The organism is Streptomyces sp. NPDC104096 (genome assembly GCF_055584385.1).
In genome coordinates, this window is the sequence record NZ_JBVJMD010000033.1 from 1 (window position 1) to 23,374 (window position 23,374).

The 23,374-nt window shown below is 72.6% G+C and carries 23 protein-coding genes and 3 tRNA genes; 13 read left to right on the top strand and 13 right to left on the bottom strand.

What is annotated here, in order from left to right; translation table 11 throughout:
* On the top strand, nucleotides 1-630 hold a 630-nt coding region (locus tag ACZ60B_RS27835; protein WP_469391573.1), incomplete at its 5' end, for an IS630 family transposase.
* Here ACZ60B_RS27835 and mmpA read toward each other — a convergent pair.
* A complete protein-coding gene (gene mmpA, locus ACZ60B_RS27840) occupies nucleotides 627-773 on the bottom strand; it encodes a morphogenic membrane protein MmpA (RefSeq protein ID WP_469391575.1) in 147 nt (48 codons plus the stop codon). The two genes, ACZ60B_RS27835 and mmpA, sit on opposite strands and share 4 nt — an antisense overlap.
* A gap of 293 nt (nucleotides 774-1,066) precedes the next feature.
* Between mmpA and ACZ60B_RS27845 the strand changes: the two genes are divergently transcribed.
* A complete protein-coding gene (locus ACZ60B_RS27845; RefSeq protein WP_469391577.1) occupies nucleotides 1,067-1,255 on the top strand; it encodes a hypothetical protein in 189 nt (62 codons plus the stop codon).
* Here the strand turns inward: ACZ60B_RS27845 and ACZ60B_RS27850 are convergent.
* Nucleotides 1,216-1,926 (bottom strand): endonuclease V, encoded by a 711-nt coding sequence (locus tag ACZ60B_RS27850; protein ID WP_469391579.1) that lies wholly within the window; start codon nucleotides 1,924-1,926, stop codon nucleotides 1,216-1,218. The genes ACZ60B_RS27845 and ACZ60B_RS27850 overlap by 40 nt on opposite strands.
* 58 nt (nucleotides 1,927-1,984) lie before the next feature.
* Between ACZ60B_RS27850 and ACZ60B_RS27855 the strand changes: the two genes are divergently transcribed.
* On the top strand, nucleotides 1,985-2,281 hold the full coding sequence (locus tag ACZ60B_RS27855; protein ID WP_469391581.1) for a YciI family protein: 297 nt from the start codon (nucleotides 1,985-1,987) through the stop codon (nucleotides 2,279-2,281).
* A 12-nt stretch (nucleotides 2,282-2,293) separates the two neighbouring features.
* Here ACZ60B_RS27855 and ACZ60B_RS27860 read toward each other — a convergent pair whose 3' ends face one another.
* Complete coding sequence (locus tag ACZ60B_RS27860; RefSeq protein ID WP_469391582.1) at nucleotides 2,294-3,487, bottom strand: WD40/YVTN/BNR-like repeat-containing protein; 1,194 nt, start codon at nucleotides 3,485-3,487, stop codon at nucleotides 2,294-2,296.
* A 276-nt stretch (nucleotides 3,488-3,763) separates the two neighbouring features.
* On the opposite strand from ACZ60B_RS27860, the gene ssgD reads away from it, so the two are divergent.
* Nucleotides 3,764-4,180: a spore wall synthesis regulator SsgD gene (gene ssgD / locus ACZ60B_RS27865; protein ID WP_469391584.1), complete on the top strand. Its 417-nt coding sequence runs from the start codon at nucleotides 3,764-3,766 to the stop codon at nucleotides 4,178-4,180.
* Here ssgD and ACZ60B_RS27870 read toward each other — a convergent pair.
* Nucleotides 4,177-5,010: an isocitrate lyase/PEP mutase family protein gene (locus ACZ60B_RS27870; RefSeq protein ID WP_469391587.1), complete on the bottom strand. Its 834-nt coding sequence runs from the start codon at nucleotides 5,008-5,010 to the stop codon at nucleotides 4,177-4,179. The two genes, ssgD and ACZ60B_RS27870, sit on opposite strands and share 4 nt — an antisense overlap.
* A 363-nt stretch (nucleotides 5,011-5,373) precedes the next feature.
* Here ACZ60B_RS27870 and ACZ60B_RS27875 point away from each other — a divergent pair, with 363 nt between their 5' ends.
* The 4 genes from ACZ60B_RS27875 (at nucleotide 5,374) to ACZ60B_RS27890 (ending at nucleotide 10,206) form a co-directional block, all read left to right on the top strand.
* Nucleotides 5,374-6,987 (top strand): ABC-F family ATP-binding cassette domain-containing protein, encoded by a 1,614-nt coding sequence (locus ACZ60B_RS27875; protein ID WP_469391589.1) that lies wholly within the window; start codon nucleotides 5,374-5,376, stop codon nucleotides 6,985-6,987.
* Between the two features lie 197 nt (nucleotides 6,988-7,184).
* Nucleotides 7,185-7,961, top strand: a complete 777-nt coding sequence (gene ddaH / locus ACZ60B_RS27880) for a dimethylargininase (RefSeq protein ID WP_469391590.1) — start codon at nucleotides 7,185-7,187, stop codon at nucleotides 7,959-7,961.
* 368 nt (nucleotides 7,962-8,329) lie between these two features.
* Nucleotides 8,330-9,304, top strand: a complete 975-nt coding sequence (locus ACZ60B_RS27885; protein WP_469391593.1) for an acyl-ACP desaturase — start codon at nucleotides 8,330-8,332, stop codon at nucleotides 9,302-9,304.
* Between the two features lie 65 nt (nucleotides 9,305-9,369).
* On the top strand, nucleotides 9,370-10,206 hold the full coding sequence (locus ACZ60B_RS27890; RefSeq protein ID WP_469391595.1) for a hypothetical protein: 837 nt from the start codon (nucleotides 9,370-9,372) through the stop codon (nucleotides 10,204-10,206).
* A gap of 29 nt (nucleotides 10,207-10,235) precedes the next feature.
* Here ACZ60B_RS27890 and ACZ60B_RS27895 read toward each other — a convergent pair.
* Nucleotides 10,236-10,311, bottom strand: a tRNA-Trp gene (locus tag ACZ60B_RS27895).
* 139 nt (nucleotides 10,312-10,450) lie between these two features.
* Here ACZ60B_RS27895 and ACZ60B_RS27900 point away from each other — a divergent pair.
* Both ACZ60B_RS27900 and ACZ60B_RS27905 read left to right on the top strand, forming a co-directional pair.
* Nucleotides 10,451-11,875 carry a DUF2201 family putative metallopeptidase gene (locus tag ACZ60B_RS27900; RefSeq protein ID WP_469391597.1) on the top strand — a complete coding sequence of 475 codons (1,425 nt, stop codon included), beginning with the start codon at nucleotides 10,451-10,453 and terminating at the stop codon, nucleotides 11,873-11,875.
* A gap of 46 nt (nucleotides 11,876-11,921) precedes the next feature.
* A complete protein-coding gene (locus ACZ60B_RS27905; protein ID WP_469391599.1) occupies nucleotides 11,922-13,787 on the top strand; it encodes an AAA family ATPase in 1,866 nt (621 codons plus the stop codon).
* Here the strand turns inward: ACZ60B_RS27905 and ACZ60B_RS27910 are convergent.
* From ACZ60B_RS27910 to ACZ60B_RS27925, 4 genes are all read right to left on the bottom strand, one after another.
* Complete coding sequence (locus ACZ60B_RS27910) at nucleotides 13,766-15,214, bottom strand: SDR family oxidoreductase (RefSeq protein ID WP_469391601.1); 1,449 nt, start codon at nucleotides 15,212-15,214, stop codon at nucleotides 13,766-13,768. The genes ACZ60B_RS27905 and ACZ60B_RS27910 overlap by 22 nt on opposite strands.
* Before the next feature lie 31 nt (nucleotides 15,215-15,245).
* Nucleotides 15,246-15,317: transfer RNA gene (locus ACZ60B_RS27915), tRNA-Asp, on the bottom strand.
* 9 nt (nucleotides 15,318-15,326) lie between these two features.
* Nucleotides 15,327-15,398, bottom strand: a tRNA-Asp gene (locus ACZ60B_RS27920).
* 48 nt (nucleotides 15,399-15,446) lie between these two features.
* Nucleotides 15,447-15,692 (bottom strand): WhiB family transcriptional regulator, encoded by a 246-nt coding sequence (locus ACZ60B_RS27925; protein ID WP_469391603.1) that lies wholly within the window; start codon nucleotides 15,690-15,692, stop codon nucleotides 15,447-15,449.
* Nucleotides 15,693-15,973: 281 nt separating this feature from the next.
* Here ACZ60B_RS27925 and ACZ60B_RS27930 point away from each other — a divergent pair, with 281 nt between their 5' ends.
* Nucleotides 15,974-16,765: a VOC family protein gene (locus ACZ60B_RS27930; protein ID WP_469391605.1), complete on the top strand. Its 792-nt coding sequence runs from the start codon at nucleotides 15,974-15,976 to the stop codon at nucleotides 16,763-16,765.
* 215 nt (nucleotides 16,766-16,980) lie between these two features.
* Here ACZ60B_RS27930 and ACZ60B_RS27935 read toward each other — a convergent pair whose 3' ends face one another.
* Complete coding sequence (locus ACZ60B_RS27935; RefSeq protein ID WP_469391607.1) at nucleotides 16,981-18,018, bottom strand: LacI family DNA-binding transcriptional regulator; 1,038 nt, start codon at nucleotides 18,016-18,018, stop codon at nucleotides 16,981-16,983.
* A gap of 89 nt (nucleotides 18,019-18,107) precedes the next feature.
* Nucleotides 18,108-19,133 (bottom strand): non-homologous end-joining DNA ligase, encoded by a 1,026-nt coding sequence (gene ligD / locus ACZ60B_RS27940; RefSeq protein WP_469391609.1) that lies wholly within the window; start codon nucleotides 19,131-19,133, stop codon nucleotides 18,108-18,110.
* 73 nt (nucleotides 19,134-19,206) lie between these two features.
* On the opposite strand from ligD, the gene ACZ60B_RS27945 reads away from it, so the two are divergent.
* Nucleotides 19,207-20,277: an ATP-dependent DNA ligase gene (locus tag ACZ60B_RS27945; RefSeq protein ID WP_469391611.1), complete on the top strand. Its 1,071-nt coding sequence runs from the start codon at nucleotides 19,207-19,209 to the stop codon at nucleotides 20,275-20,277.
* A 140-nt stretch (nucleotides 20,278-20,417) separates the two neighbouring features.
* Here the strand turns inward: ACZ60B_RS27945 and ACZ60B_RS27950 are convergent, their stop codons facing one another.
* A complete protein-coding gene (locus ACZ60B_RS27950; RefSeq protein WP_469391613.1) occupies nucleotides 20,418-21,608 on the bottom strand; it encodes a zinc-dependent alcohol dehydrogenase in 1,191 nt (396 codons plus the stop codon).
* A 181-nt stretch (nucleotides 21,609-21,789) separates the two neighbouring features.
* Between ACZ60B_RS27950 and ACZ60B_RS27955 the strand changes: the two genes are divergently transcribed.
* A complete protein-coding gene (locus ACZ60B_RS27955; RefSeq protein WP_469391615.1) occupies nucleotides 21,790-22,839 on the top strand; it encodes a DUF3048 domain-containing protein in 1,050 nt (349 codons plus the stop codon).
* On the opposite strand, the gene ACZ60B_RS27960 is transcribed toward ACZ60B_RS27955, so the two are convergent.
* A complete protein-coding gene (locus ACZ60B_RS27960; protein ID WP_450665378.1) occupies nucleotides 22,840-23,304 on the bottom strand; it encodes a MarR family winged helix-turn-helix transcriptional regulator in 465 nt (154 codons plus the stop codon).
* Between the last annotated feature and the right edge of the window lie 70 nt (nucleotides 23,305-23,374).

A 23,374-nucleotide genomic window follows, 5' to 3' on the forward strand; every position in this document is an offset into this window, starting at 1 on the left:
TTCGTCGACAAGGTCCACGATGTCGTGGGCCTGTATCTGGACCCGCCCGAGCGGGCCCTGGTGTTCTGCGTCGACGAGAAGTCGCAGATCCAGGCGCTGGACCGGTCCCAGCCCGTGCTGCCGATGATGCCGGGGGTTCCCGAGCGGGCGACCCACGACTACGTCCGTGCCGGCACCACGACGCTGTTCGCCGCGCTCGAGGTCGCCACCGGCAAAGTGATCGGCTCCCTGCACCGCAGGCATCGGGCGGAGGAGTTCAAGAAGTTCCTGGTCAAGCTCGACAAAGAAGTGCCTGCCGACCTGGATATCCACCTGATCTGCGACAACTATGCGACCCACAAGACCCCTGCGATCAAGAAGTGGCTGTTGGCCCACCCCCGGTTCCATCTGCACTTCACGCCGACCGGCTCGTCCTGGCTGAACCTCGTCGAGCGATGGTTCGCCGAACTGACCAACAAGCAGATAAGGCGAGGCGTCCACCGGTCCGTCCAGGCCCTGGAGAAGGACATCCGCAACTGGATTGCCGCCTGGAACACCGACCCCAAGCCCTACGTCTGGACGAAGACCGCGGACGAGATCCTCGAACGCCTCGCCTCATATCTGAACAGAATTCCCGACTCGGAAGACTAGAGCGGCCAGGCCGCCACCGTGTAGATCATCCCGGCTATCCAGGCGAGGCCCGCCAGCGCGGCGAGGACCAGGGCGGCCGTCACGGCCCGCTCGACCGGCCGGTCCGGGTCGGCGAGGGGCTTCGGGGAACGCTGCGTCGTCATGCGGCCCAGCCTGTCGGCCGGCCCGTCCGGGCCACATCCGTACACGTACTCAGAACAGGTACTCAGTACGGCACTCGGGGGCGGGCGCCCCGAGCACGGGTGCGGCGGCGGGACTTCCGGCGATCCGGTGACGGGCCGCCGTCTGCGCACCTTGCTGCGGGATTTGAGACTTATCGGACTCACGACGGGCCCCGCCGGGGCCTGTCGCGGGAGAAGTCTCAACGGGCGGTTCAATGAAACGATCGAAGCCTGGCCGCGAAAGCACGGCGGAGCAACGGAAGGCGAGGTTCGACGTGAAGTTCCTGCTCGAGGTCACGGTGGACGAAGGAAAACCGGCGCAGGACCCGGCGGGCGAGCTGGGGCGGATCCTGCGGTACTGGGGCGGCAACCTGCACCACTACGCGCTCGAACCGGGCGACGGGGCGGCCGTCCACGACTCCGACTACCGCGAGGTGGGCTCCTGGCGCGTGACCGCCTCCTGAAGCGCCCGCCGGCACAGCGCGTCCGCCCGGCGGGTGGTCTCCGGGAGCCGGTAGGCGGGGGTGAGGGCGAGCGTGTGGGCGCAGGCGTTGTCCAGGTCGACCCGGTGGCCGACGGAGACGAACACCGGCTTGACGCCGTCCCTGGTGCGCAGGGCCCGTCCGACCTCCTCCGCGCCCGCCCGGAGCGGCGCGGCCGCTCCGCGCCGGGCGCCCGGCTCGTCGTACGCGAAGGTGAAGGGGTTCTTCGCCACGCCGATCGTCGGCAGGCCGGTGAGCACGCCCAGGTGGCTGGCGAGACCGAAGCGGCGCGGGTGGGCGAGGCCGTAGCCGTCGCAGACGACCAAGCCGGGCGGGCAGGGCAGGGCCGCGAGGGCGGCGAGGACCGTCGGGATCTCGCGGAACGCGAGCAGGCCGGGCACGTACGGGAAGGAGATCCGGCCGACCGCCGTGGCCTCGGCGACGACGCCGAGCCCGGCCGCGTCGAGGACCACGGCCGCCGCCACCACGACGTCCCGCTCGTCGTCGTAGGCGACGTCGACACCGGTGACGTGCCCGGTCCCGGGCGGCGGCCCCGGTTCGTCGGTCACCACCCGGCCGCGCAGCTCGTCCTGGACGGTACGGGCCTCTTCCTCGGTCGCGGGCCAGCCCGCGGGGATGGGTACGGTCGTCATGGTGCGACGAGCCTACGGCCCCGCCCCGCCGCCCGTACCGGGGGCTAGGCTCCTGATCATGTTCGTACTGGAGCTCACCTACACCGCCCCGCTCGAAGCCGTCGACGCCGCGCTGGAGGCCCATGTGGCCTGGCTCGACGAGCAGTACGAGAAGGGGCTGTTCCTGGCCTCCGGGCGCAAGAACCCCCGCGACGGCGGGGTGATCCTCGCCGTCGCGGCGGACCGGGCCCGGATCGAGGAGGTCGCCGCGGGCGACCCCTTCGTCGTGGCCGGTGTGTGCGCGTACCGCATCACCGAGTTCACGGCGACGAAGACGGCCCCCGCGCTGGAGCCGTACCGCGAGACGCTCGGCTGAGGCGCGGCCCGGTCAGTACGCCAGCCGGGCCACCCGCCCCTTCTCCCCCGCGGCCCAGCAGCCGAGGCCGACGGCCGCGCAGTCCACGGTGTCGTACGAGCCCGGGTCGACCGTCCGCCAGGTGCGGCCGCCGTCCGTCGTCAGGTCCGTGCCGGTGGGGCCGACCGCGAGGGCGGCCGTACGGCTGCGCGGAAGCCAGGTGACACCGGAACGGTAGGCGGGCGGGGGCGCGGCGGCGGGCCCCCAGGAGCGGCCGCCGTCGAAGGTGCGGGCCGCCGCGTCCGGGGACGCCTGGTCGGCACGGTAGTCGCCGCCGACCGCGAGACCGTGGCCGCGGTCGCGGAAGGCGAGCGCGAAGACACCGCGGGCCGGGTCGCCGGCCGGGACCGGGGTGTCGGCCGCCGTCCAGGTCAGACCGCGGTCGGCCGAGTGCAGCACACGCGCGCGTGCGCCCCCGCCGGTGGCCAGCCAGACGTCCCGCGGCCCGGAGGCGACCAGGCACTGGCCGCTCGCGGCGAAGCCCGCCTCGCCGTCCAGGGCGGCCGGCATGCCGACGCTCGGCAGGACCCGCCAGGTGCGGCCGCCGTCGCCGGTGGACAGGATGCGGAACCGGCCGTCCACCGGATCGCTCATCGCCAGGCCGTGCCGCCGGTCGAAGAAGGTGAGGCAGTCGTAGAAGGCCTTGGCGTCGGTGTTGCGGAAGGACTCCGTCCAGCTCGCCCCGCCGTCGTCGGTGCGGTACACCCGCGACGCCTCGCCCTCGCCGATGGCCAGCACCACGGCGCGCCGCGCGTCGAACGCCTCGACGTCCCGGAACTGGAGGTCGGCGGCGCCCGGCGGTGAGACGTCGCGCCAGCCCGCCCCGCCGTCCGTGGTGCGCAGGACCGTGCCGCCGGTCCCGGCCACCCAGGCCGTGTCCCGGTCGACGGCGGACAGTCCGCGCAGGCGGACGCCGGGCACGCCGGTGTCCTTCAGGTCCCAGTGCGGGGTCGGGTGCGGCTTCGGGTGCGGCCGGGACTGCGCGGGTGCCTGCGGTTGCCCGTGGGCCGCCGGCCGAGGCTGTGTGCGGGCCTGCGCCGGTACGGCGACCGACGCGCACACCGCCGCCGTCACCGCCGTCACCGCGGCCAGGAGGCGGGCGGACCGGCGCGACCGGCCGGCGGTCGTCGTGCGTCTCGTCTTCCCCAGGTGCGCCGTACGTCTCATGGCGGGGGAAGCTAGCCCACCGCACCGCCCGCGTCCAGAGCGCCTCGGGTCATCTCGAATCGCCTCAACTGCCTTGAATGCAAAGGCAGTAGCTCTCCCCGCCCGCTCCCGGCCACTGCCCCGGCCGCTCCCTCGGTCACTTCCCGGTCGCTCCCGGATTGAAGTCGGTGACCGAGGTCACTCGGCACCCGGGTGCACGGATGGGCCGTTCGGTACGTCTCTACCAGTACCCGTCCCGTCCGGTTCCGCCGTCCAGCCGTCCTAGGGAGCAAGGCGTTGTCCACCGTCATCGAGCAGTCCGTAGAGGCCCGTCTGGTCGCCGCCGCGCCACGGGTGCCGAGCATCCCCGCCACGCTGCACTACGACCGGCGTGACCCGTTCGCGATCCACATGACCTTCCCGGCCCCGGCCACCCTCGAAGGCGTCGACGTGTGCTGGACGTTCGCCCGCGACCTGCTCACGGCCGGCCTGCACGGCCCGGAGGGCCACGGCGACGTGCGCATCCGGCCGTACGGGTACGGCCGTACCGTCATGGAGTTCCACGCGCCCGAGGGCACCGCCGTCGTGCACGTCCACTCGGCGGAGATCCGCCGCTTCCTGCACGCCACGAGCGAGCTGGTCGGGATCGGCCAGGAGCACCTCCACCTCGACCTCGACCACGACCTGGCGGAACTGCTGCGGGACGCCGGCTAGGGCCTGCCCGCCAGCAGCTTGTTCAGCCCGCCGTAGCCGGGCCCGCCGGCCGGCACGTCGTACCTCCCCGTGTCCAGCAGCTCCCGCGCGACCCGGCGGACCTCGGCGTACGCCGCCTCGGCCAGGCCCGAACCGGCGCTCACGCGCGCGACGCCGAGCCCGGCCAGTGCGGCGACCGAGGGGGAGCCGGGGCCGACCAGGATGTTGAGCGGACCGTCCACGCCGTCGACGAGGAGCTTGACGGTCTCCGGGTCGACGGTCCCGGGGACGAAGATCCCGTCGGCGCCCGCGGCGAGGAACGCGGCGGCCCGTTCCAGCGTGCGGTCCACTCCCCCGGCGCCCCGCAGGAAGGTGTCGATCCGGGCGTTGACGAACAGCGGCACGCCCTGCGCGTCGGCGGCGGCACGGGCGGCGGCGATACGCTCGGCCTGCTCCGCGACCGGCCGCAGCGGCTCGGGCCCGTCGTACAGCGCGTCCTCCAGGTTCACGCCCACGGCGCCCGCCGCGAGCACCGCGCGGACGGTCGCGGCGACGCCCTGCGGATCCGGCGCGTAGCCGCCCTCGACGTCCGCGCTCACCGGCACCCGGACCGCGGACACCACGGCCGTCAGGGCCCCGACGGCCCGTTCCCGGTCGAGGCGGCCGCCGTCGGGCGCGCCCAGGGACCAGGCCAGGCCGGCGCTGGTGGTCGCGACCGCCGCGGCGCCCGCGTCCTCGACGACCCGGGCACCGGCGGCGTCCCAGGCGTTCGGCAGGACGAGCGGGCGTCCGGGGATGTGCAGGGCTCGGAAGGCGAGGGCGCGCTCGCGCAGGGTGCTCGGGTTCGTCATGGGCACCACTCAAGCAGCGGTTCCCCCGGCTCGGCTGGCAGGAATCCGACACCGACGGGTCCCGGGGCCGGAGGAGTCGCATGGCAGGAGTCGCACGGCACAGCGGACCGCGTCCTAATTCGATTGACGTCCCCCCAGGGCCTTCGTACCGTGGATGACGTTCCTGTTGTCGTCGATCGGAGAAGGACGTTGCTCGTCTGAGGTCCTGAGACACCGCCGCACACACCCGAGGGTGTGTGTTTGGTGTGCGACCTCGGCGTCCGAGCCGTCCTCCTGAGTTCCGGCACAGGACTTTCCGGCGATTGCCCCGCGGTGTCTTGATACGCGCTTGCCCTGACCGCATCAAGCAACCGCGAGGCCCGTATGTCCGCATCCCTCACCTGTACGTCCCTCTCCTTCGCCTGGCCCGACGGCACCTCCGTGTTCGACGGCCTGGACATCTCCTTCGGCCCCGGCAGAACCGGTCTCGTCGGCGTCAACGGCTCCGGGAAGTCGACCCTGCTGAAACTGATCGCCCGGGAGCTGGTCCCGGCCGACGGAACCGTCCGGATCGCGGGAGAGGTCGGCTACCTCCCGCAGAACGTCACGCTCGACACCGCCCTCAAGGTCGACGAGGCCCTCGGCATCGCCGCCCGGCGCGCCGCGCTGCACGCCATCGAACGGGGCGACGCGTCCGAGCGGCAGTTCGAGATCATCGGCGACGACTGGGACGTGGAGGAACGCGCGCTCGCCACCCTCGGCGAACTCGGTCTCGGCCACATCGGCCTGGACCGCACGATCGGCGAGGTGTCGGGCGGCGAGTCCGTGCTGCTGCGGCTGGCCGCACTCCTGCTGGACCGCCCGGACGTCCTGCTCCTCGACGAGCCCACCAACAACCTCGACCTGTACGCGCGCAAGCGGCTGTACGCGGCCGTCTCCGCCTGGCCGGGCGTCCTGGTCGTGGTCAGCCACGACCGCGAACTCCTGGAACTGGTCGACCAGATCGCGGACCTGCGCTCCGGCGAGATCGTCTGGTACGGCGGCACCTACTCCGCGTACGAGGAGTTGCTGGCCACCGAGCAGGAGGCCGCCGAGCGCATGGTGCGGGTCGCGGAGGCCGACCTGCGCAAGCAGAAGCGCGAGTTGGTCGACGCGCAGGTCAAACTGGCGCGGCGCAAGCGGTACGGCCAGAAGATGTTCGAGCAGAAACGCGAACCGAAGATCGTCATGGGGGCGCGCAGACGCTCGGCGCAGGAGTCCGCCGGCAAGCACCGCATCATGCACGAGGAGAGGCTCGCCGAGGCGCGCGACCGGCTCGACGACGCGGTGGAGGCCGTACGGGACGACGACGAGATCCGCGTCGACCTGCCGTACACGGCCGTACCGCCGGGCCGGACCGTGCTCACCCTGCGCGACCTCGAACTCGAATACGGTGCGAGCGTGGCCGGTGGCCTCGACCTGCACGGTCCGGAGCGGGTGGCGCTGATCGGGCGCAACGGCGCGGGCAAGACGACGCTGCTGCGCACCGTCGCCGGAGAGCTGGCGCCGGTCGCGGGCGAGGCGCAGCCGCATGTCCCGCTGCGCTTCCTGCCGCAGCGGCTCGACGTCCTCGACGGCGGGCTGACGGTCGCCGAGAACGTGGCCCGGTTCGCGCCGAGCGCCACGAACAACCAGATCCGGGCCCGCCTGGCCCGCTTCCTGTTCCGTGGGGCCCGCGCCGACCAGCAGGCGGCGACGCTCTCCGGCGGCGAGCGTTTCCGGGCGGCCCTGGCCGCGCTGATGCTGGCGGAGCCCGCACCGCAGCTGCTGCTGCTCGACGAGCCGACGAACAACCTCGACATGGCGAGCGTGCGGCAGCTCACGACGGCCCTGGAGTCCTACGAGGGCGCGCTGGTCGTGGCCTCCCACGACCTGCCGTTCCTGGAGTCGCTGGGCATCACGCGCTGGCTGCTGCTGGACGGGGAGCTGCGGGAGATCACCCCGGACGAGATCGGGTAGTGGCCCTTCCCGGTGTCCCGGCGTCCACCGTCCCGGCGGCCGGGCGCCGGGGCCGGGCGCCCGGCCCGGGCGGCCGTGTCTCAGGAGGGCCACAGCCTCTCACCGGGGGTTATGTCGGCGTCCGCCCGCGCTGCATGATGTCCAGCCTGCGCCGCATCATGGATACCGAGTACACACAGTGGATACGGAGACTCCTCGTGCCCAGCAAGAAGGCCCTCGTCCGCCGCCCCGGTCCGCGCCTCGCCGAAGGCCTGGTGACACACATCGAGCGGGAGCAGCCCGACGTCGATCTCGCGGTCGAGCAGTGGGAGGCGTACGTGGCGGCGCTCCAGGCGCACGGCTGGGAGACGGTCGAGGTGGAGCCGGCCGACGACTGCCCCGACTCCGTGTTCGTCGAGGACACGGTGGTCATGTACCGGAACGTCGCCGTGATCGCCCGGCCCGGCGCCGAGGCCCGGCGCGAGGAGACCGCCGGGGTCGAGGAGGCGGTGGCCCGGCTGGGCTGCTCGGTGAACTGGATCTGGGAGCCGGGCACGCTGGACGGCGGCGACGTCCTGAAGATCGACGACACGGTCTACGTCGGCCGGGGCGGGCGCACCAACGCGGCCGGGGTGCAACAGCTGCGCGCCGCCTTCGAGCCGCTGGGCGCGCGGGTCGTGACCGTGCCCGTGAGCAAGGTGCTGCATCTGAAGTCGGCGGTCACCGCGCTGCCCGACGGGACGGTCCTCGGGTACATCCCGAACGTGGACCAGCCCTCGCTGTTCCCCCGTTTCCTCCCCGTGCCCGAGGAGTCCGGCTCGCACGTGGTGCTGCTCGGCGGCGGCAAGCTGCTCATGGCCGCGAGCGCGCCGAAGACGGCGGAGCTGCTCACGGACCTGGGCCATGAGGTGGTCGTGGTGGACATCAGCGAGTTCGAGAAGCTCGAAGGCTGCGTGACCTGCCTGTCGGTGCGCCTGCGGGACCTCTACGTCTGACCCCGCGCACCCCGCGCACCCCGCATGCCCCGTACCTCCCGTACCTCCCGTACCTCCCGTACCTCCCGTACCTCCCGTACCTCCCGTACCTCCCGTACCTCCCGTACCTCCCGTTACCGCGATACGCCCGTTCGGGTGAACATCACCCGTCCAGCCCTGGGAGCCGCCCCTCCCGGGGTGTCGCGCCGCCCTGAACCCGGCCGCGGGAAACATGCGGTTTTCACGGAAAAAGGCGGGCTGATCAGCGGTCTTTACGGAGAACTTAACCTACGGCAACGTAACCTACGGCTTCGTAGCCTACGATTCCGTAAGTTCCGGCACCGCTCGCCGGACCGTTCGACCGTGCACCGCGTCCCCTGGAGTTACCCGTGACGATCACCTCCCCTCACCTCGGCAGCTCTGCCGCGTGGACAGACGCCAAGCTCCTGTACGCGCTGGAGGAGGTCGTCGAGACGGAGCTGAACCGTCATCTGAAGGTCGCCAAGGACTGGATGCCCCACGAGTACGTGCCGTTCAGCGACGGCCGTAACTTCCCCGGCATCTTCGAGGACGGCGAGGCCTGGGGCAAGGAGCAGTCCAAGGTCACGGAGATCGGCCGGATCGCCCTGGTGGTGAACCTGCTGACCGAGGACAACCTCCCCAGCTACCACCACGAGATCGCCACCCTGTTCGGCCGGGACGGCGCCTGGGGCACCTGGGTGCACCGCTGGACCGCCGAGGAGGGCCGGCACGGCATCGTGATGCGGGACTACCTGCTCACCTCGCGCGCGGTGGACCCTGACAAGCTCGAGCAGTTCCGCATGGCGCACATGAGCGAGGGCTTCGAGTCGGACAACCGTCACTCGATGCTGCACTCGGTCGCGTACGTCGCCTTCCAGGAGCTGGCGACCCGCATCTCGCACCGCAACACCGGACACCAGTCCGGCGACCCGGTCTGCGACCGCATGCTGGCCCGCATCGCGACCGACGAGAACCTCCACATGGTCTTCTACCGCAACCTGCTGAAGGCGGCGTTCGAACTGGCCCCCGACCTGACCATGCAGGCGGTCCGGGACGTCGTCGTGAACTTCCGGATGCCCGGTCACGGGATGCCCGGCTTCGAGCGCGCCGCCGCGCAGATGGCCATCGGCGAGGTCTACAACCTGCGCATCCACCACGACGACGTCATCCAGCCCGTCCTGCGCCACCTGAGGGTCCTGGAGATCGACGGCCTGGGCCCCGAGGGCCTCCAGGCGCAGGAAGAGCTCGGCCTGTTCATGGGCGGCCTCGACTCGGAGGCCGCGAAGTTCGACGAGAAGCTCGCGGCCCGCAAGGCGCGGATGGCGGCGCGGGCCGCGGGCTGACCGCACGCGCGCGGCGGGCCGAATTCCCGGTGCGGCCCGCCGCGGACCTGCGGCATCATGCCGCCATGCATGACGACAGCACCTCGCAGCAGGCGGTCGACTTCCTGCTGGGCCTGGTCGAGAACCGGACCGGCAGGCGGGTCCGCCGGCGCATCGGCCTGTCCCGCCCCGACCGGTCCCCGACGGCACAGCGGCGACTGCTGTCCATGTGGACGTGGCCGCCGGTGCCCGCGTCCCTGCTGCTGTGGGTCCTGGAGGAGGACGACCCCGACCTGAACACCGTGGTGTGGCGGCACCTGCCGGCGAACGACGGCATCCGCCGGGCCGTCGTCCGCGGTGTGCCGTTCGGCCCCGGCCGTACGGCACCGGTGCCCGTCGCCCCCAGGCTGCGCGGACTGGAACCCCCGGTGCCCGAGAGCTTCACCCGGCTCGGCCTGGTCGGCGCCCTGCGCGCGGCCACCTCCATGGAAGGGGGACGCGCCGCCGCCTCCATGGTCGTCGAGCGCCCGGACTGGCAGGAGGCCGCCGACGCGGACCGGGAGCGTCCGCTGCCCGGCTACGCGCGCTGGGCCCTGTCCGTACGGCCGGACTGTCCGCCCGCGCTGCGCGCCGGGTTCGGCACCCATCGCAAGTTCACCCACCGCGTGCGGCAGGCCGGAATCCTGAGCGGCCCGGCCGAGTACGCGACGGAGCACGGCCCCGCCGCGCGCGTACTGGGGCTGCTGTCCCTGGGCCACACGCTGTTCCCGGCGCGCCTGGCCGGCGCCCGGGACGCCCTGCGCCCGCTCGTGCACGACCACCTGGGCGACCGCGAGGAGGCCTGGGCGGTACTGGCGCAGCTGATGCCCACCTTCCACGGCACCGCCCCCGAACTGGTGGCGACCGCGGGCGCCATCGCCTGAACCGGCGGTGGGGCGGGGCGAGGTGAGGGGGCGGGGCGGCTGGATTCGAACCAGCGTGCTCTGGTTTTGGAGACCGGTGCGCCTGCCTCTGCGCTACGGCCCCGCCCTTGGGCCCGAGCGTAATGCCTTCGCCCGTTGTCGGTGCGGGCTGGTACCAATGAGTCACGCGGTCACATGCCATGCGGCACGGGGACACCTGACGCCTGGCACCTGACGCGCTGCACGGGGGGACGGGGGGCACGGGATGGCGTACGGGGAGCGGGGGCGTCGGCGTCCCCCGGTCGTGGACCTGGCCGACCGCAGGGCGCTGGAGCGGTACCGTCCGGCGGACCCCGCCGTGGTCGCGGAGGCACGGCGGCTCAAGGAGGCCGCCCTGCTGGACTTCGGCCTGACCGAGTCGGCGGTGGCGTCCTGGCTGTACGCCAAGTGCCACCATCAGATCCCGACGACCGCGGTGGACACGGCGGCCGTGGTCGCCTCCGGCGACGGCACCTGTCTGCTGCTGTTCAACCCGGACTTTTTCGTACGACTGGGCCTGGACGGCGTGAAGTTCGTGCTGTTCCACGAGGCGCGCCACCTGGTGCACCGGCATCTGTACGCCGAGCCCGAACTGCGCGACGACCCGGTGTTCGAGCTGGCGGCCGAGGTGTCCATCAACCATGTGGCACTGGTCCGCCTCGGCCGGACGGCGCTGCCCACGCTGAACGGCCGGCCCACCGGAGTCGACCCGCGCGAGGTGTACGAGGCCTACCGCGCGGACCTGACCGCGCACGGCCTGGAGCCCGTCCCGTACGAGGCGTTCGTCGTCACGGACCTGCGCGTCCACGGCGAGCTGAAGCGGATGCGGCATCCGCCGGTCCCGCAGCGGCGGCTGTGCGTGCATCTGGCGGAGGGCGGGGTGCCCGCCGACCCGGAGACCGTCGACGCGGTGGTGTCCTCGGTGCTGCTCAACTCCCTGCTGGCGGCCCGGCGCGGGCACACGGGCGCGGAGCGGGAACTGCTCGACCTGATGCGCCGCACCGAGGACGGTCCGGCGCGGACCGCGCGGATCTGGGGAAGCCTCGGCGCGGGCGTACTGCGCGGCGAGACCGCGCGCACGCGGACCGTCCACTGGTGGCAGCGCTGGCTCGTCGACGTCCTCGGCTCGAAGCTGCGCGACGGCGAGCGGCTGGTGTACCCGAAGAAGCGCGGCGCCCTGCTCGCCGCCCTCGGCCAGGACCCGATGCTCGCGCGGCGCGGCCCGGTGCGCGAGAAGGTCCTCGTCATCGCCTACGACACCTCGGGCTCCATGCCGCAGCACGTGGTGACCTGGCTGACCGGACTGGTCGGCCGGATCGACGGGGTCGAGGCGCACTGGCTGTCCTTCGACGCCGTGGTGATGCCCTTCGCCCCGGGAGAGCGGGTGTACGGCGGGGGCGGCACGAGCTTCCAGGCCGTCGCGGACTACGTGGAGGGACGTACGGAGGTGAACGGACGGCGTCTCGACGTCCGTCCGGACGCGGTCGTCGTCCTCACCGACGGGTACGCCCCCGCGATCACGCCCGCGGAGCCGGAGAAATGGATCTGGCTGATCACCGAGGGCGGCAGCGAGTGGCCCGAGGCGCACACACCGGCGATGGCCTGCCATCGCGTGCCCACGGAGACACCGCCGCTCGGGAGACCCGGGTGACCGGGCGCACGCACACACGGACAGACGGACACACGGGGACAGACGAATGAGCACGCTTGCAGGGGAGTTCGCCGCCGCCGACCCCGGCCGCGGGGCCGGTGAGGTCTCACGCCTCGAGGAGTTCATCGACGCGATGATCGAGCTCGGGCAGACCGGCCAGGTCTTCGGCGAGCACGGCATCGGCAAGACGGCGACGTTCTTCTCGCACGTCGCCCGCGCCCACCCGGACGCCACGCTGGTGTACGTCCCGGCGGCGAACCTGACGCCGGACGACCTGCTGGTCAACGCGCCGGTACGGGATCCGCACACGGGCGAACTCGTGCTGCGCCAGCTGGTGATGAACCAGCTCAAGCCCGGCCGTCCGTTCGTGCTGCTCGTCGACGACTCCCTCCAGGCGGGCGACACGATCCAGTCGCAGCTGATGCAGATCGCCTGCGACTGGACCCTCGGCGAGCACGATCTGCGGGCCCTCGGCTGCGTCGGCGTCTTCCTCACCGACAACGAGTCGCTGGCCGAGACCTCGGCCCGGCGCAGCGACCTGGCGCTCCTCGACCGCATGGTCACCCTGCGGATCACGGCGAACGACACCTCCTGGCGACGCCATCTCGCCGCCAAGTACCGTCCGTGGGACCTGCGTCCGGTCTTCGCCCTGTGGGCGTCGCTGCCTCCGGCGCTGCGCGAGCTGTTCTCCCCGCGCACCCTCGACCACGTCCTGGCCAACGCCCGCGAGGGCTTCCCGCTGCGCTGGGGCCTGCCCCTGGTCGACGGCGAACGGCTGCGGCTGGCCGAGCCCGGTCCGGACGGCAGGCCGGGCCCGAACCGCACGGCCGAGATCCTCGACCAGGTCGCGGCGGCGCTGAACGTGCCCAACCCGTCGCGGATCGCCGACCCGGTACGGCAGGTCGTACGGGCCGCGCTGCGCAACCGCTGGACGGTGCTGCTCCAGGGACCGCCGGGTTGCGGCAAGACGGAACTGGTGCGGGAGACGGTGCGCGCGGGGCTCGGGCGGGAGGCCCTGTACTTCTCGCTGCCCGTGACCAACGTCGAGGACCTGTGCGCACCGGTCCCGGCGGCGGACGGCACCCTGGACAACCTGCTGGCCGCCAGGTTCACCGGCCCGGAGCCCAAGGTGATCGTGTGGGACGAGTACAACCGGCCCAAGGACAAGGCGGCGTTCGCCAAGCTGATGGAGATCACCCAGGAGTGGTCGCTGGCCGGCCGCCGGATCGAGCAGCTACGGGCGCAGATAGCCGTGCAGAACCCGCCGTACCACCTCGGCCGCAAACTGCTGGTGTCGCGGAACAACATCGCCCAGGCGTCCCGGTTCACCGCGTCCCTGGAGGTGGAGCCGGACGACATCCCGGCCAACGAGTGGCTGCTCGCCCGCTACGGCGCGGACGCGGAGACGGTCCTGGAGTGGTGGAAGCACGACATCGACGACGACGGCCGGGCCTGGATCACCAAGCGCACCATGGAGCGGCTGATCAAGCTGCACCGCCGCGGACTGCCGCTGGAGATGGCCACGGTCTATCTGGGTGACGGCGAGTACGCGCCGGTACCGCTCACCGCGCTGATCGACCGGTTCCGGGGCCGTCCGGTCACCGGTCTGCGGGAGCTCGCCCGCGACATCGACGTCTGGGAGGCCCGGCTGCGGCGCGCGGCCGAGCACTCCGACGAGGGCGGCGACGACAGCGACATCGTCCATCAGCTGCTGGCCAACGCGGAGTTGTCACAGCTGAAGAAGCACCGCGCCGCGGTGTCCCGGCTCGTCCCGCTGCTGCCGGCGAAGTTGCGCGCGACCTATCTGGTGGGCGCGTCGCCGCAGCAACAGCGCTTCTGGACCGAGGTGTTCACGACGATGCGGCGCCCGGACCGGAGCCCGGGCGGTGGTCACCAGGCCGCTTCTCGGTAGTCCTTGAGGAACACGCCGGACAGCGGTTCGCCGGACTCGCCCCGCACGATCGGGTCGTAGACGCGGGCCGCGCCGTCCACGATGTCCAGCGGGGTGCGGAACCCGGCCCGGGCCATCCGTGCCTTCTTCGGCGCCGGGTTCTCGTCGGTGATCCATCCGGTGTCGACGGCGCACATGTGCACGCCCTGCTCCGCGAGTTCGGCGGCGCTGGTGCGGGTGAGCATGTTCAGGGCCGCCTTGGCCATGTTGGTGTGCGGATGGCCGGCGGTCTTGTTGCGCACGGCGAACCGGCCCTCGACCGCGGTGACGTTGACGACGTAGCGACGCGGGTGCGGGGAGGCGAGCAGCAGCGGCAGCAGCCGGTCGCACAGCAGGGCCGGGGCGAGGGCGTTGACCAGTTGGGTCTCCAGCACCTCGGCCGGGTCGAGGGCGCCGAGCCGCGCCGACCAGGAGTTCTCCGGGGACGGGTCGGGGAGCAGCCCGGCCTCGTCGGCCTCCCGCAGGGCGGCGGGCACGGCGGCCGCCGAGCCCGCCAGCATCCGCATCGGGCGGAAGCCCGGAGCCTGACGGGCGCCCTCGGGCAGGGCGTCGTACTCGCCGGCGGCGAGCAGCCCGTACGACTCGGGCGGTCGGCGCACGGTCTGTGCCGCGTTGTTGACGAGGATGTCCAGCGGCTCACCCGTTCGGCGCAGTTCCTCGCAGAGTCCGAGCACCTGGCGTGGGTCGCGCAGGTCGACGGCGAGCACGGTGAGCCGGTCGAGCCATTCGGCGCTGCCGGGCGCGGCCTCGAAACGGCGCACGGTGTCGTGCGGGAAGCGGGAGGTGACGAGCACGTCCGCGCCGTCGCGCAGCATCATCAGGGCCAGCTGGAACCCGATCTTGACCCGGCCGCCGGTGAGCAGCACGCGTCGGCCGCCGAGATCGGTGCTCAGGCCCCGGCGGGTCGTGTTGTCCTCGGCGCACCGCGGGCAGAGCCGATGGTAGAAGGAGTCGACCTGTCGATAGGGCTCCTTGCAGACATAGCAGGTACGCGGTCTGCGGAAGTTGCCGCCGGTGCCGGGCACGGCCAGGGGCGCGTCCTCGCGCCGGTCCGGCGCGCCGGTCGCGGTGGCCGCCATCGCCGCCGCGTCGGCGGCCGAGGTCTCGGTGCTGCGCGACTTGCGGCGGCGCAGCCGTCCGTCGCGGGCGAAGGACGCGGCGACCTGCTCCGCCCGCAGCCTGCGGGCGTCGTCGACGGGCAGCGCCCGCAGCTTGCCCACGGTGCGGTGGAAGGCAGCCAGTTCCGCCTCGGTGAGGGCCTCGGTGGCGGCTGCGTGGGCCGCCTCGGTCTCCGACCCGCCGACCGCGTCGACCGCCGGCTCGGTCTGCGACCCGGTGTCCGATCCGATGATCGCCCCGGTGTCCGACCCGGTGATCAGCTCGCCCATCCGTCCCGCCCGCCCCGTGTCCGTCGTACCGTGGTCCGGGCCGGATTCGAACCGGCGTATCCGCCCTGACAAGGCGGCGAGTCCGCCTCTGCTCCACGGGACCGTGAACGCGTCCGGACGACCGGATTCGAACCGGCGTATCCGCCCTGACAAGGCGGCGAGTCTGCCTCTGCTCTACGTCCGGACGCACCATGATCGTAACCGGCCGGGTGGCGGTGGAACACAGGGTTTTTCAGTTGGCCGTGCGCCGGAGCTCGAGCCGTTCCTTCTCGGACAGGCCGCCCCAGACCCCGAAGCGCTCGTCGTTGGCGAGGGCGTAGTCGAGGCAGGCGGAGCGCATCTCGCACATTCCGCAGATGCGCTTCGCCTCCCGTACCGAGCTGCCCGGCTCGGGAAAGAAGAAGTCCGCCCCGGTCTGCGCGCACAGAGCCCCGGCCTGCCAGGCGAGGTCGGGCGTGGCGATGGTGTCGGTCTGCATGGACAGGATCGTGCCGGACGGCGAAAAACGTTCGATCAACGCCGGATCAACGCGTCGGTCCGACGGCTCCGGCCGCCCGATGATCCTCCCGCGCACCGCCGTGGCGCACGGCGGCGCGCGGAGGCGGGAGGAACAATCGGGGCATCCGCCGTCACGGAAGGTGATCTCCGTGTCCGCCGTCGTCGTGCCCCGCTCCGTCGGGTCGCCACGGCAGCGGGTGTCAGTGGGCGGTGCAAGACTCGGCAGTGCAGGCACCGGGACCCCCTTCAAGGAGGGCGCAGATGCTCACCACCCGTTTCGTCGACGGCTCCCCGAACTGGATCGACCTCGGCACGTCCGACCTCGAGGGCGCCACCGCCTTCTACGCCGCCCTGTTCGGCTGGCAGTTCGTCTCGGCGGGCCCCGAGGCCGGTGGCTACGGCTTCTTCCAGCTCGGCGGGCGGACCGCGGCCGGCGGTATGCAGACCACCGCGGAACAGGGCCCGCCGTCCTGGAACGTGTACTTCCAGAGCCCGGACGTGGAGGCCACCGCGAAGACGGCGGAGCAGACCCACGGCCGTGTGCTGCACCCGCCGATGGACGTCATGGGCCAGGGCCACATGGCGATCCTCGCGGACCCGGCCGGGGTGCAGTTCGGCCTCTGGCAGCCGGGGCGCGTCAAGGGGGTGGACGTGGCCGAGGAGACCGGCTCGCTGTGCTGGGTCGAGCTGTACACGCCGGACATCGCGGCGGCTGCCGCGTTCTATCACAAGGTGCTCGGCCACGAGACGTCCGCCCTCCCGTTCCCCGGCGGCACCTACACCTGTCTGAACCCCGCCGACGGCGGGGAGGACGCCATGTTCGGCGGTCTGGTACCGCTGGCCGACGACCCGACGGAGGCCGCGACCGGTCCGTACTGGCTGCCGTACTTCGAGGTGACCGACGCGGACGCGGCCGTCGCCAAGGCGCAGGAGCTGGGCGGCACGGTCCGGATGCCGGCCACGGACGTGCCGGACGTGGGCCGGATCGCCAAGCTGGCCGATCCGGCCGGAGCCCGTTTCGCGGTGATCCGGAGCGCGCAGCAGCAGCCCTGACCGGCCCCGCGCCGCTCCGGAGCCTGAGCTAGGGCCTGTCCGGCGGATCATGCCGCAGACGCGGGGTCTGGCACGCCCAGCTGCGGCGTTGTCGTCACTCGCCGACACTCCGCGTCGACTCCCTCCTCCGCCTTGCATCTGGACGCACCAGACCCCGCTCACCTGGGCTGATGGGGCATCGCCGCTTTCCTGCGACTTGATCCGCCGGACAGGCCCTAGGCGGAGGCGCGGCGCACCAGGGTCGTCGGGAGGACCACGGCGGCCGGCGTGTCCGCGTCGGTCCGGCCGGTGGTGCCGCGGTCGACGCGACGGAGCAGGAGACGGGCCATCAGACGGCCCATCTCCTCTATGTCCTGGCGGATCGTGGTCAGCGGCGGGTCGGTCTGCTCGGCGACGGGCAGCATGTCGTCGAAGCCGATCACGGCGACGTCCTCGGGCACCCGCCGTCCGCGTTCGCGCAGGACGCGCAGGGCGCCCGCGGCGGTGAGGTCGTTGGCCGCGAACACGCCGTCCAGGTCGGGGCAGCGGTCGAGGAGTTCACGCATCGCGCGTTCACCGCCGGCCGGGGTGAAGTCGCTCTCGACGACCATCCTCGGGTCGGCGTCCGGCATGACGTCCCGGAAGCCGTCGAGCCGGTCCACCGCGGACGTCTGGTCGAGGGCGCCCGCGATGTGCGCGATCCGGGTCCGGCCGAGCCCGACGAGGTGGCGCACGGCCGCCCGGGCGCCGCCCCGGTTGTCGCTGTCGACGTAGACCGGACCGGGTGCGCCGTCGCTCCAGCCGGGGCGGCCGCCGAACACGGTCGGCACTCCGGCGCCCTGGATCAGTCCGGGCAGCGGGTCGTCGAGGTGCAGCGAGAACACCAGCGCCCCGTCGACATGGCCACCGGCGAGGTAGCGGCCGACGCGGGCGTGGTCGTCGCGGCCCTCGGTGAGCAGCAGGACGAGCTGGCTGTCGTGGACCGTCAGCTCCTTGCTGATGCCGCGCAGTTGCAGGGCGAAGAAGGGGTCGGCGAAGACGCGGGTCTCCGGCTCGGCGATGACCACGGCGATCGCGTCGTGCCGTTTGGTCACCAGGCTGCGGGCGGCCTGGTTGGGGACGTATCCGAGTTCGTCCACCGCCCGTCTGACCCGCTCGACGAGGGGTTCGCGCACCCCGTCGCCGCCGTTGACCACCCGGGAGACGGTGGCCCGGGAGACGCCGGCCCGCGCGGCCACCGCCTCCAGCGTGGGACGGGCGGTTGTCTCGGTCATCTCGGGACTCCTCACCGTCGATTGCGGATCAGGATAGCCCCGGCCCCGGAGATCGGTGAGAGCGCTCTCGCTGCACCCCGGCCGAGTGCTCACGTCTCGCCCCGCTCCTCGTGCCGGGCCCGGCTCGGCTGGACCCGTTTGGGTTCGCCCGGCATCTTCGGGTACTCCGGCGGGTACGGCAGGTCGGCGAGGCCGTGGTCGCGTTCGTCCTTCGCCGCCAGGTCGAGGAGGGCCTCCAGCGAGAACGCGTGGTCGTCCATGTCGGCGTGCACGTCGCCGAGTTCGGCGAAGCGGGCGGGCATCGTCACGAGGTCGAAGTCCCGGGGGTGCGCCTCACCGACCTCCTCCCAGCGCAGGGGGGCGGAGACGGGGGCGTCCGGACGCGGCCGTACGGAGTAGGCGGAGGCGATCGTGCGGTCCCGGGCCGTCTGGTTGTAGTCCAGGAAGATGCGCTCACCGCGCTCCTCCTTCCACCACTCGACCGTCACCCGGTCGGGCATCCGGCGCTCCAGCTCCCGTCCGACGGCGATCGCGGCCCGCCGGACCTGGGTGAAGGTCCAGCGGGGTTCGATGGGCACGAAGACGTGCAGTCCCCGGCCGCCGGAGGTCTTGGGCCAGCCACGCAGGCCGCCGTACTGGTCGAGGACGGCGCGCAGTTCGTGGGCGGCGTGGACGGCGTCGTCGTAGTCGGTGCCGGGCTGCGGGTCGAGGTCGATACGGAGTTCGTCGGGGTGGTCGACGTCGTCCCGGCGCACCGGCCAGGGATGGAAGGTGAGCGTGCCGTACTGGGCGGCCCACAGGACGGCGGCCTCCTCCGTGGGGCACATCTCGTCCGCGCTGCGGCCGCTGGGGAAGGTGATGCGGGCGGTCGGGATCCAGTCGGGCATGTTCTTCGGGGCCCGTTTCTGGAAGAAGGACTCGCCCGTCACCCCGTCGGGGTAGCGCTCCAGAGTGGTGGGGCGGTTGCGCAGGGCGCGCAGGATGCCGGGCGCGACGGCCCGGTAGTACTGGGCGAGGTCCAGCTTGGTGTAGCCGCGCTCGGGAAAGAAGATCTTGTCGGGGCTGGACAGCCGTACGGTCCGGCCGCCCGCTGCCAGTTCCACCGCGTCACCCATGCGGCCACGGTAGGCCGACCGCCACCGCCCCGCACACCGGGCGTGAGGTGATGTGTGCGCACAGGATCGGAGCATGGATCTGCCTGTCATGCCGCCCGTGAAGCCGATGCTCGCCAAGTCGGTGGCCAGGATCCCGCCGGACATGCAGTACGAGGCGAAGTGGGACGGCTTCCGGGCGATCGTGTTCCGTGACGGCACCGAGGTCGAACTGGGCAGCCGCACCGGCAGGTCGCTGACCAGGTACTTCCCCGAGCTGGTCGAGGCGCTGGCGGAGCGGCTGCCCGAGCGGTGCGTGGTCGACGGGGAGATCGTGATCGTCCGGGAGGGCCGGCTCGACTTCGACGCGCTCGGTGAGCGCATCCATCCGGCCGCCTCCCGGGTGCGCACGCTCGCCGAGCGGACCCCCGCCTCCTTCGTCGCGTTCGACCTGCTGGCGCTCGCCGACGAGTCGCTGGTCGACCTGCCGCTGACCGACCGGCGGGCCCTGCTGACCGGGGCGCTGGCCGGGGTGACGGCGCCGGTGCACCTGGCGCCCGCGACCACGGACGTCGAGGTGGCACAGCGATGGTTCGAACAGTACGAGGGGGCCGGTCTGGACGGTGTGATCGCCAAGCCGCTGACGCTGCGCTACCGACAGGACGAGCGGGCCATGTTCAAGATCAAGCACGAGCGGACGGCGGACGTGGTCGTCGCCGGCTACCGGTTCCACAAGAGCGGTCCCGTCGTGGGCTCGCTGCTGCTGGGCCTGTACGACGACCGGGGCGTCCTCCAGCACGTCGGCGTCTGCGCGGCCTTCACGACGAAGCGGCGCGCCGAGCTGGTGGAGGAGCTGGAGCCGCTGCGGCTCACGGACGTCCAGGGGCATCCGTGGGCCGCCTGGTCGGACGAGACCGCGCACGACACGGCCCGGCTGCCCGGCGCGCCCAGCCGCTGGTCGGGCAGGAAGGACCCGTCCTGGGTGCCGGTGCGGCCGGAACGGGTGGCCGAGGTGGCGTACGACCACATGGAGAACGGGACGCGTTTCCGGCACACCGCCCGCTTCCGCCGCTGGCGCCCGGACCGTACGCCGGAGAGCTGCACGTACGCGCAACTGAGGGAACCGGTGCGCTACGACCTCGCGGAGGTCCTCGGGTCACCGGCCTGAGCCGGACCCGGGGTGCGCCCCGGCAACGGACCGAGCCGAACGGCACGTCCCGGCAGCGGACCGAGCCGAACCCGAAGCGCGTCCAGGCACCGGCCCGAGCCGGACCCGGGACGCGCCCCGGCACGGCCTCGCGTGGATCCTCACGGGTGCATGAGGATCTTGACGGCGCCGTCCTCCTTGCGCTGGAACATCTCGTACGCCTCGGGTGCCTCGCCCAGCGGCAGCCGGTGGGTGGCGAAGTCGTCGACGCCCAGCGGGTCCTCGTCCGTCAGGTACGGCATGATCTCGTCGCTCCACCGGCGGACGTTGGCCTGGCCCATCCTGATCTGGACCTGCTTGTCGAACAGGGTGAGCATCGGGACCGGGTCGGCCGTGCCGCCGTACACGCCCACGATCGAGATCGTGCCGCCGCGGCGCACGAGTTCGATGGCCGTGTGGAAGGCGGCGAGCCGGTCCACGGCGAAGTGCTCGGCGAGCGGACCGCTCAGCCTGCGGGGCAGCATCGTCGAGGCCTGCTGGGCCAGCCGGGCGACCGCGCTGCCGTGCGCCTCCGTGCCGACCGCGTCGATGACGGCGTCGGGGCCCCGGCCGGCGGTCCGGTCGCGGATCGCGGTGAGCAGTTCCTTCTCGCTGTCGAACTCCCTGAGGTCGAAGGTCTCCACGCCCCGCTCGCGTGCCCGCATCAGCCGCCGCGTGACCAGGTCCACGCCGAACACCCGTCCGGCGCCACGTACCTGGGCCACCCGGCAGGCCATCTCGCCGACGGGCCCGAGGCCGAGCACCGCGATGTCGGCGCCCGGCTTGAGTCCCGCGTAGGCGACCGCCTGCCAGGCGGTGGGCAGGACGTCGGACAGATAGACGAACCGGTCGTCGGGCGGTCCCTCCGGAACCTTGATCGGGCCGAACTGCGCCTGCGGCACCCTGAGGTACTCGGCCTGGGCGCCCGGCACCGCGCCGTAGAGGCGGGTGTAGCCGAACAGGGCCGCGCCCATGCCCTCGCCGGTGCACTGGGTGGTCTCGCACTGGGTCGGCAGTCCCTCCAGGCACATCCAGCAGTTGCCGCAGGCGATCTGGAACGGCACCACCACCCGGTCACCGGCCGCCAGGTCCGGCACCCCCGCGCCGACCTCCTCCACGATGCCCATGGGTTCATGGCCGAGGATGTCGCCCGGTGTCATGAACGGGGTGAGCACCTCGTAGAGATGCAGGTCGGAGCCGCACAGACCGCTGGAGGTGATGCGGATGACGGCGTCCGTCGGTTCCTGGATGGTCGGGTCGGGCACGTCCTCCACCCGCACGTCGCGTCTGCCCTGCCAAGTCACTGCCCTCATCGTGCCGCGCTCCCTCCGGCGCCGGGGTGTGTCCGCCACAGCGGTGACCTGCCGGGTACCCCTGGGCCCGGAGCCGAACCGCGACCCGGGCCCGCGCGCCTTCCGGACCGGTCGCCGCCGGATCACGCGGCGCGGCGGACGCACGCGATCGGTGCCGAGCGGGTAGAGGCATCAAAAGACGTTGAACGCACAAGCATGGGCACAGAACGGGGTGGCGACGTTGGGCAAGGGACGAAGAACGCGCACACGGGGGGCCGCGACGACCGCGGCGCTGCTGGTCACCGCGGTGGTGGCCGCGTGGACGGCGGGCTGTACGACGTCGCACCGTCCGGGCGACGACGAGCGGGGCCGGGCACGGCCGTCGGCGCACAGCACACCCGCCACGCCCAGCCCCTCCGCCGCCCCGACCCGGACGAGCAGCGGATCGGTGCTCGCGGTGAAGATCGACAACGTTTCCGCGGCCCGGCCGCAGCGCGGGCTGGACTCCGCGGACGTCGTGTACGTCGAGCAGGTCGAGGGCGGGCTGAGCCGGCTGATGGCCGTGTACGCCACCAGGTTGCCGGAGGTGATCGGTCCGGTGCGCAGCGCCCGCGAGTCCGACCTGGAACTGCTGGGCCAGTTCGACCGGCCGACGCTCGCGTTCTCGGGCGCGCAGGGGAAGCTGCTGCCACTGATCGACCGCGCGCCGCTGCGCGCCGAGCCGGCGGACCGGGTGCCCGGCGCCTACTTCCGGGGCGGCGACCACGTCGCACCCCACAACCTGTATCTGCGACCGTCGAAGCTGATGCACTCGGCGCCGGGTCCCGAGGCGCTGACCACCGGCTTCCGGTACGGCGCCGCGCCCGAGGGCGGGCGTCCCCGCACCACCCGCACCGTCCGCTACCCCGCCGCCCGCGTCACCTTCACCTGGTCCGCGGACCGGCACCGCTGGCTGGTCACCCAGGACGGGACGCCGACGGTGACCGCCGCGGGCCGGCGGCTGGCGCCCGCGACGGTCGTCGTGCAGTACGTGAAGATCCGCAGGTCCGGCTACCACGACGTGCTGGGCAACTACACGCCGTACACCGAGACGGTGGGGGCCGGGAAGGCGGAGGTGCTGCGCGACGGACGCGGCTACGACGTCCGCTGGGCGCGGCCGACGGCCGCCGCGGGCACGACGTTCACGACCCCGGACGGCTCGCCGGTGAACTTCGCGAAGGGCCAGGTGTGGGTGGTGCTGGCCAAGGCGTGATCAGGTCTGACCGGCCAGGGGCTCCGCCGGGTTGCGCAGCCCCTCGGCCGCGTCCGAGACCCGGCGGATCAGCTCGAAGAACTGCGTCTGCTCCGCGGCGGAGAGCGGGGCGAGGAAGACCTGGTTCATCCGGGCGGTGCGGACGGCCAGCCTGCGGTGGGTGCGCAGGCCGTCGTCCGTGAGGCGCAGCAGGGAGCGGCGGCCGTCCTGCGGGTCGCGGACCTTGTCCAGCAGCCCGCGCCGGCCGAGCCGGCTGACCACCTCGGCGATGGTGGACCGGTCCAGCCCCACCCGCTCCCCCACGGTGCGCTGGTCGAGGCCGGGCTCGGCGACCAGCGTGTTGAGCACGGCGAACTGCGGAGAGGTGATCTCCTCGGAGACCATCGTGTTCCACAGCAGGTGGTGGGCCTGCTGGAGCCGCCGGGCCAGGTGCCCGGGGTGGGTGGTGAGGTCCACCGCGGCCATGTGCGCTCCCGTGGTCGTAGTCAGCGGTCGTAATTCGTAGGTGCACTGAACAATACGCGACCGAATCGGA

Bases quoted from the DNA above. Each gene is read 5' to 3' on its own strand.
- mmpA (WP_469391575.1), bottom strand. From the start codon at position 773: ATGACGACGCAGCGTTCCCCGAAGCCCCTCGCCGACCCGGACCGGCCG.
- ACZ60B_RS27850 (WP_469391579.1), bottom strand. From the start codon at position 1,926: ATGACGACCGTACCCATCCCCGCGGGCTGGCCCGCGACCGAGGAAGAG.
- ACZ60B_RS27855 (WP_469391581.1), top strand. From the start codon at position 1,985: ATGTTCGTACTGGAGCTCACCTACACCGCCCCGCTCGAAGCCGTCGAC.
- ACZ60B_RS27860 (WP_469391582.1), bottom strand. From the start codon at position 3,487: ATGAGACGTACGGCGCACCTGGGGAAGACGAGACGCACGACGACCGCC.
- ACZ60B_RS27870 (WP_469391587.1), bottom strand. From the start codon at position 5,010: ATGACGAACCCGAGCACCCTGCGCGAGCGCGCCCTCGCCTTCCGAGCC.
- ACZ60B_RS27875 (WP_469391589.1), top strand. From the start codon at position 5,374: ATGTCCGCATCCCTCACCTGTACGTCCCTCTCCTTCGCCTGGCCCGAC.
- ACZ60B_RS27890 (WP_469391595.1), top strand. From the start codon at position 9,370: ATGCATGACGACAGCACCTCGCAGCAGGCGGTCGACTTCCTGCTGGGC.
- ACZ60B_RS27900 (WP_469391597.1), top strand. From the start codon at position 10,451: ATGGCGTACGGGGAGCGGGGGCGTCGGCGTCCCCCGGTCGTGGACCTG.
- ACZ60B_RS27905 (WP_469391599.1), top strand. From the start codon at position 11,922: ATGAGCACGCTTGCAGGGGAGTTCGCCGCCGCCGACCCCGGCCGCGGG.
- ACZ60B_RS27910 (WP_469391601.1), bottom strand. From the start codon at position 15,214: ATGGGCGAGCTGATCACCGGGTCGGACACCGGGGCGATCATCGGATCG.
- ACZ60B_RS27925 (WP_469391603.1), bottom strand. From the start codon at position 15,692: ATGCAGACCGACACCATCGCCACGCCCGACCTCGCCTGGCAGGCCGGG.
- ACZ60B_RS27930 (WP_469391605.1), top strand. From the start codon at position 15,974: ATGCTCACCACCCGTTTCGTCGACGGCTCCCCGAACTGGATCGACCTC.
- ACZ60B_RS27935 (WP_469391607.1), bottom strand. From the start codon at position 18,018: ATGACCGAGACAACCGCCCGTCCCACGCTGGAGGCGGTGGCCGCGCGG.
- ligD (WP_469391609.1), bottom strand. From the start codon at position 19,133: ATGGGTGACGCGGTGGAACTGGCAGCGGGCGGCCGGACCGTACGGCTG.
- ACZ60B_RS27945 (WP_469391611.1), top strand. From the start codon at position 19,207: ATGGATCTGCCTGTCATGCCGCCCGTGAAGCCGATGCTCGCCAAGTCG.
- ACZ60B_RS27950 (WP_469391613.1), bottom strand. From the start codon at position 21,608: ATGAGGGCAGTGACTTGGCAGGGCAGACGCGACGTGCGGGTGGAGGAC.
- ACZ60B_RS27960 (WP_450665378.1), bottom strand. From the start codon at position 23,304: ATGGCCGCGGTGGACCTCACCACCCACCCCGGGCACCTGGCCCGGCGG.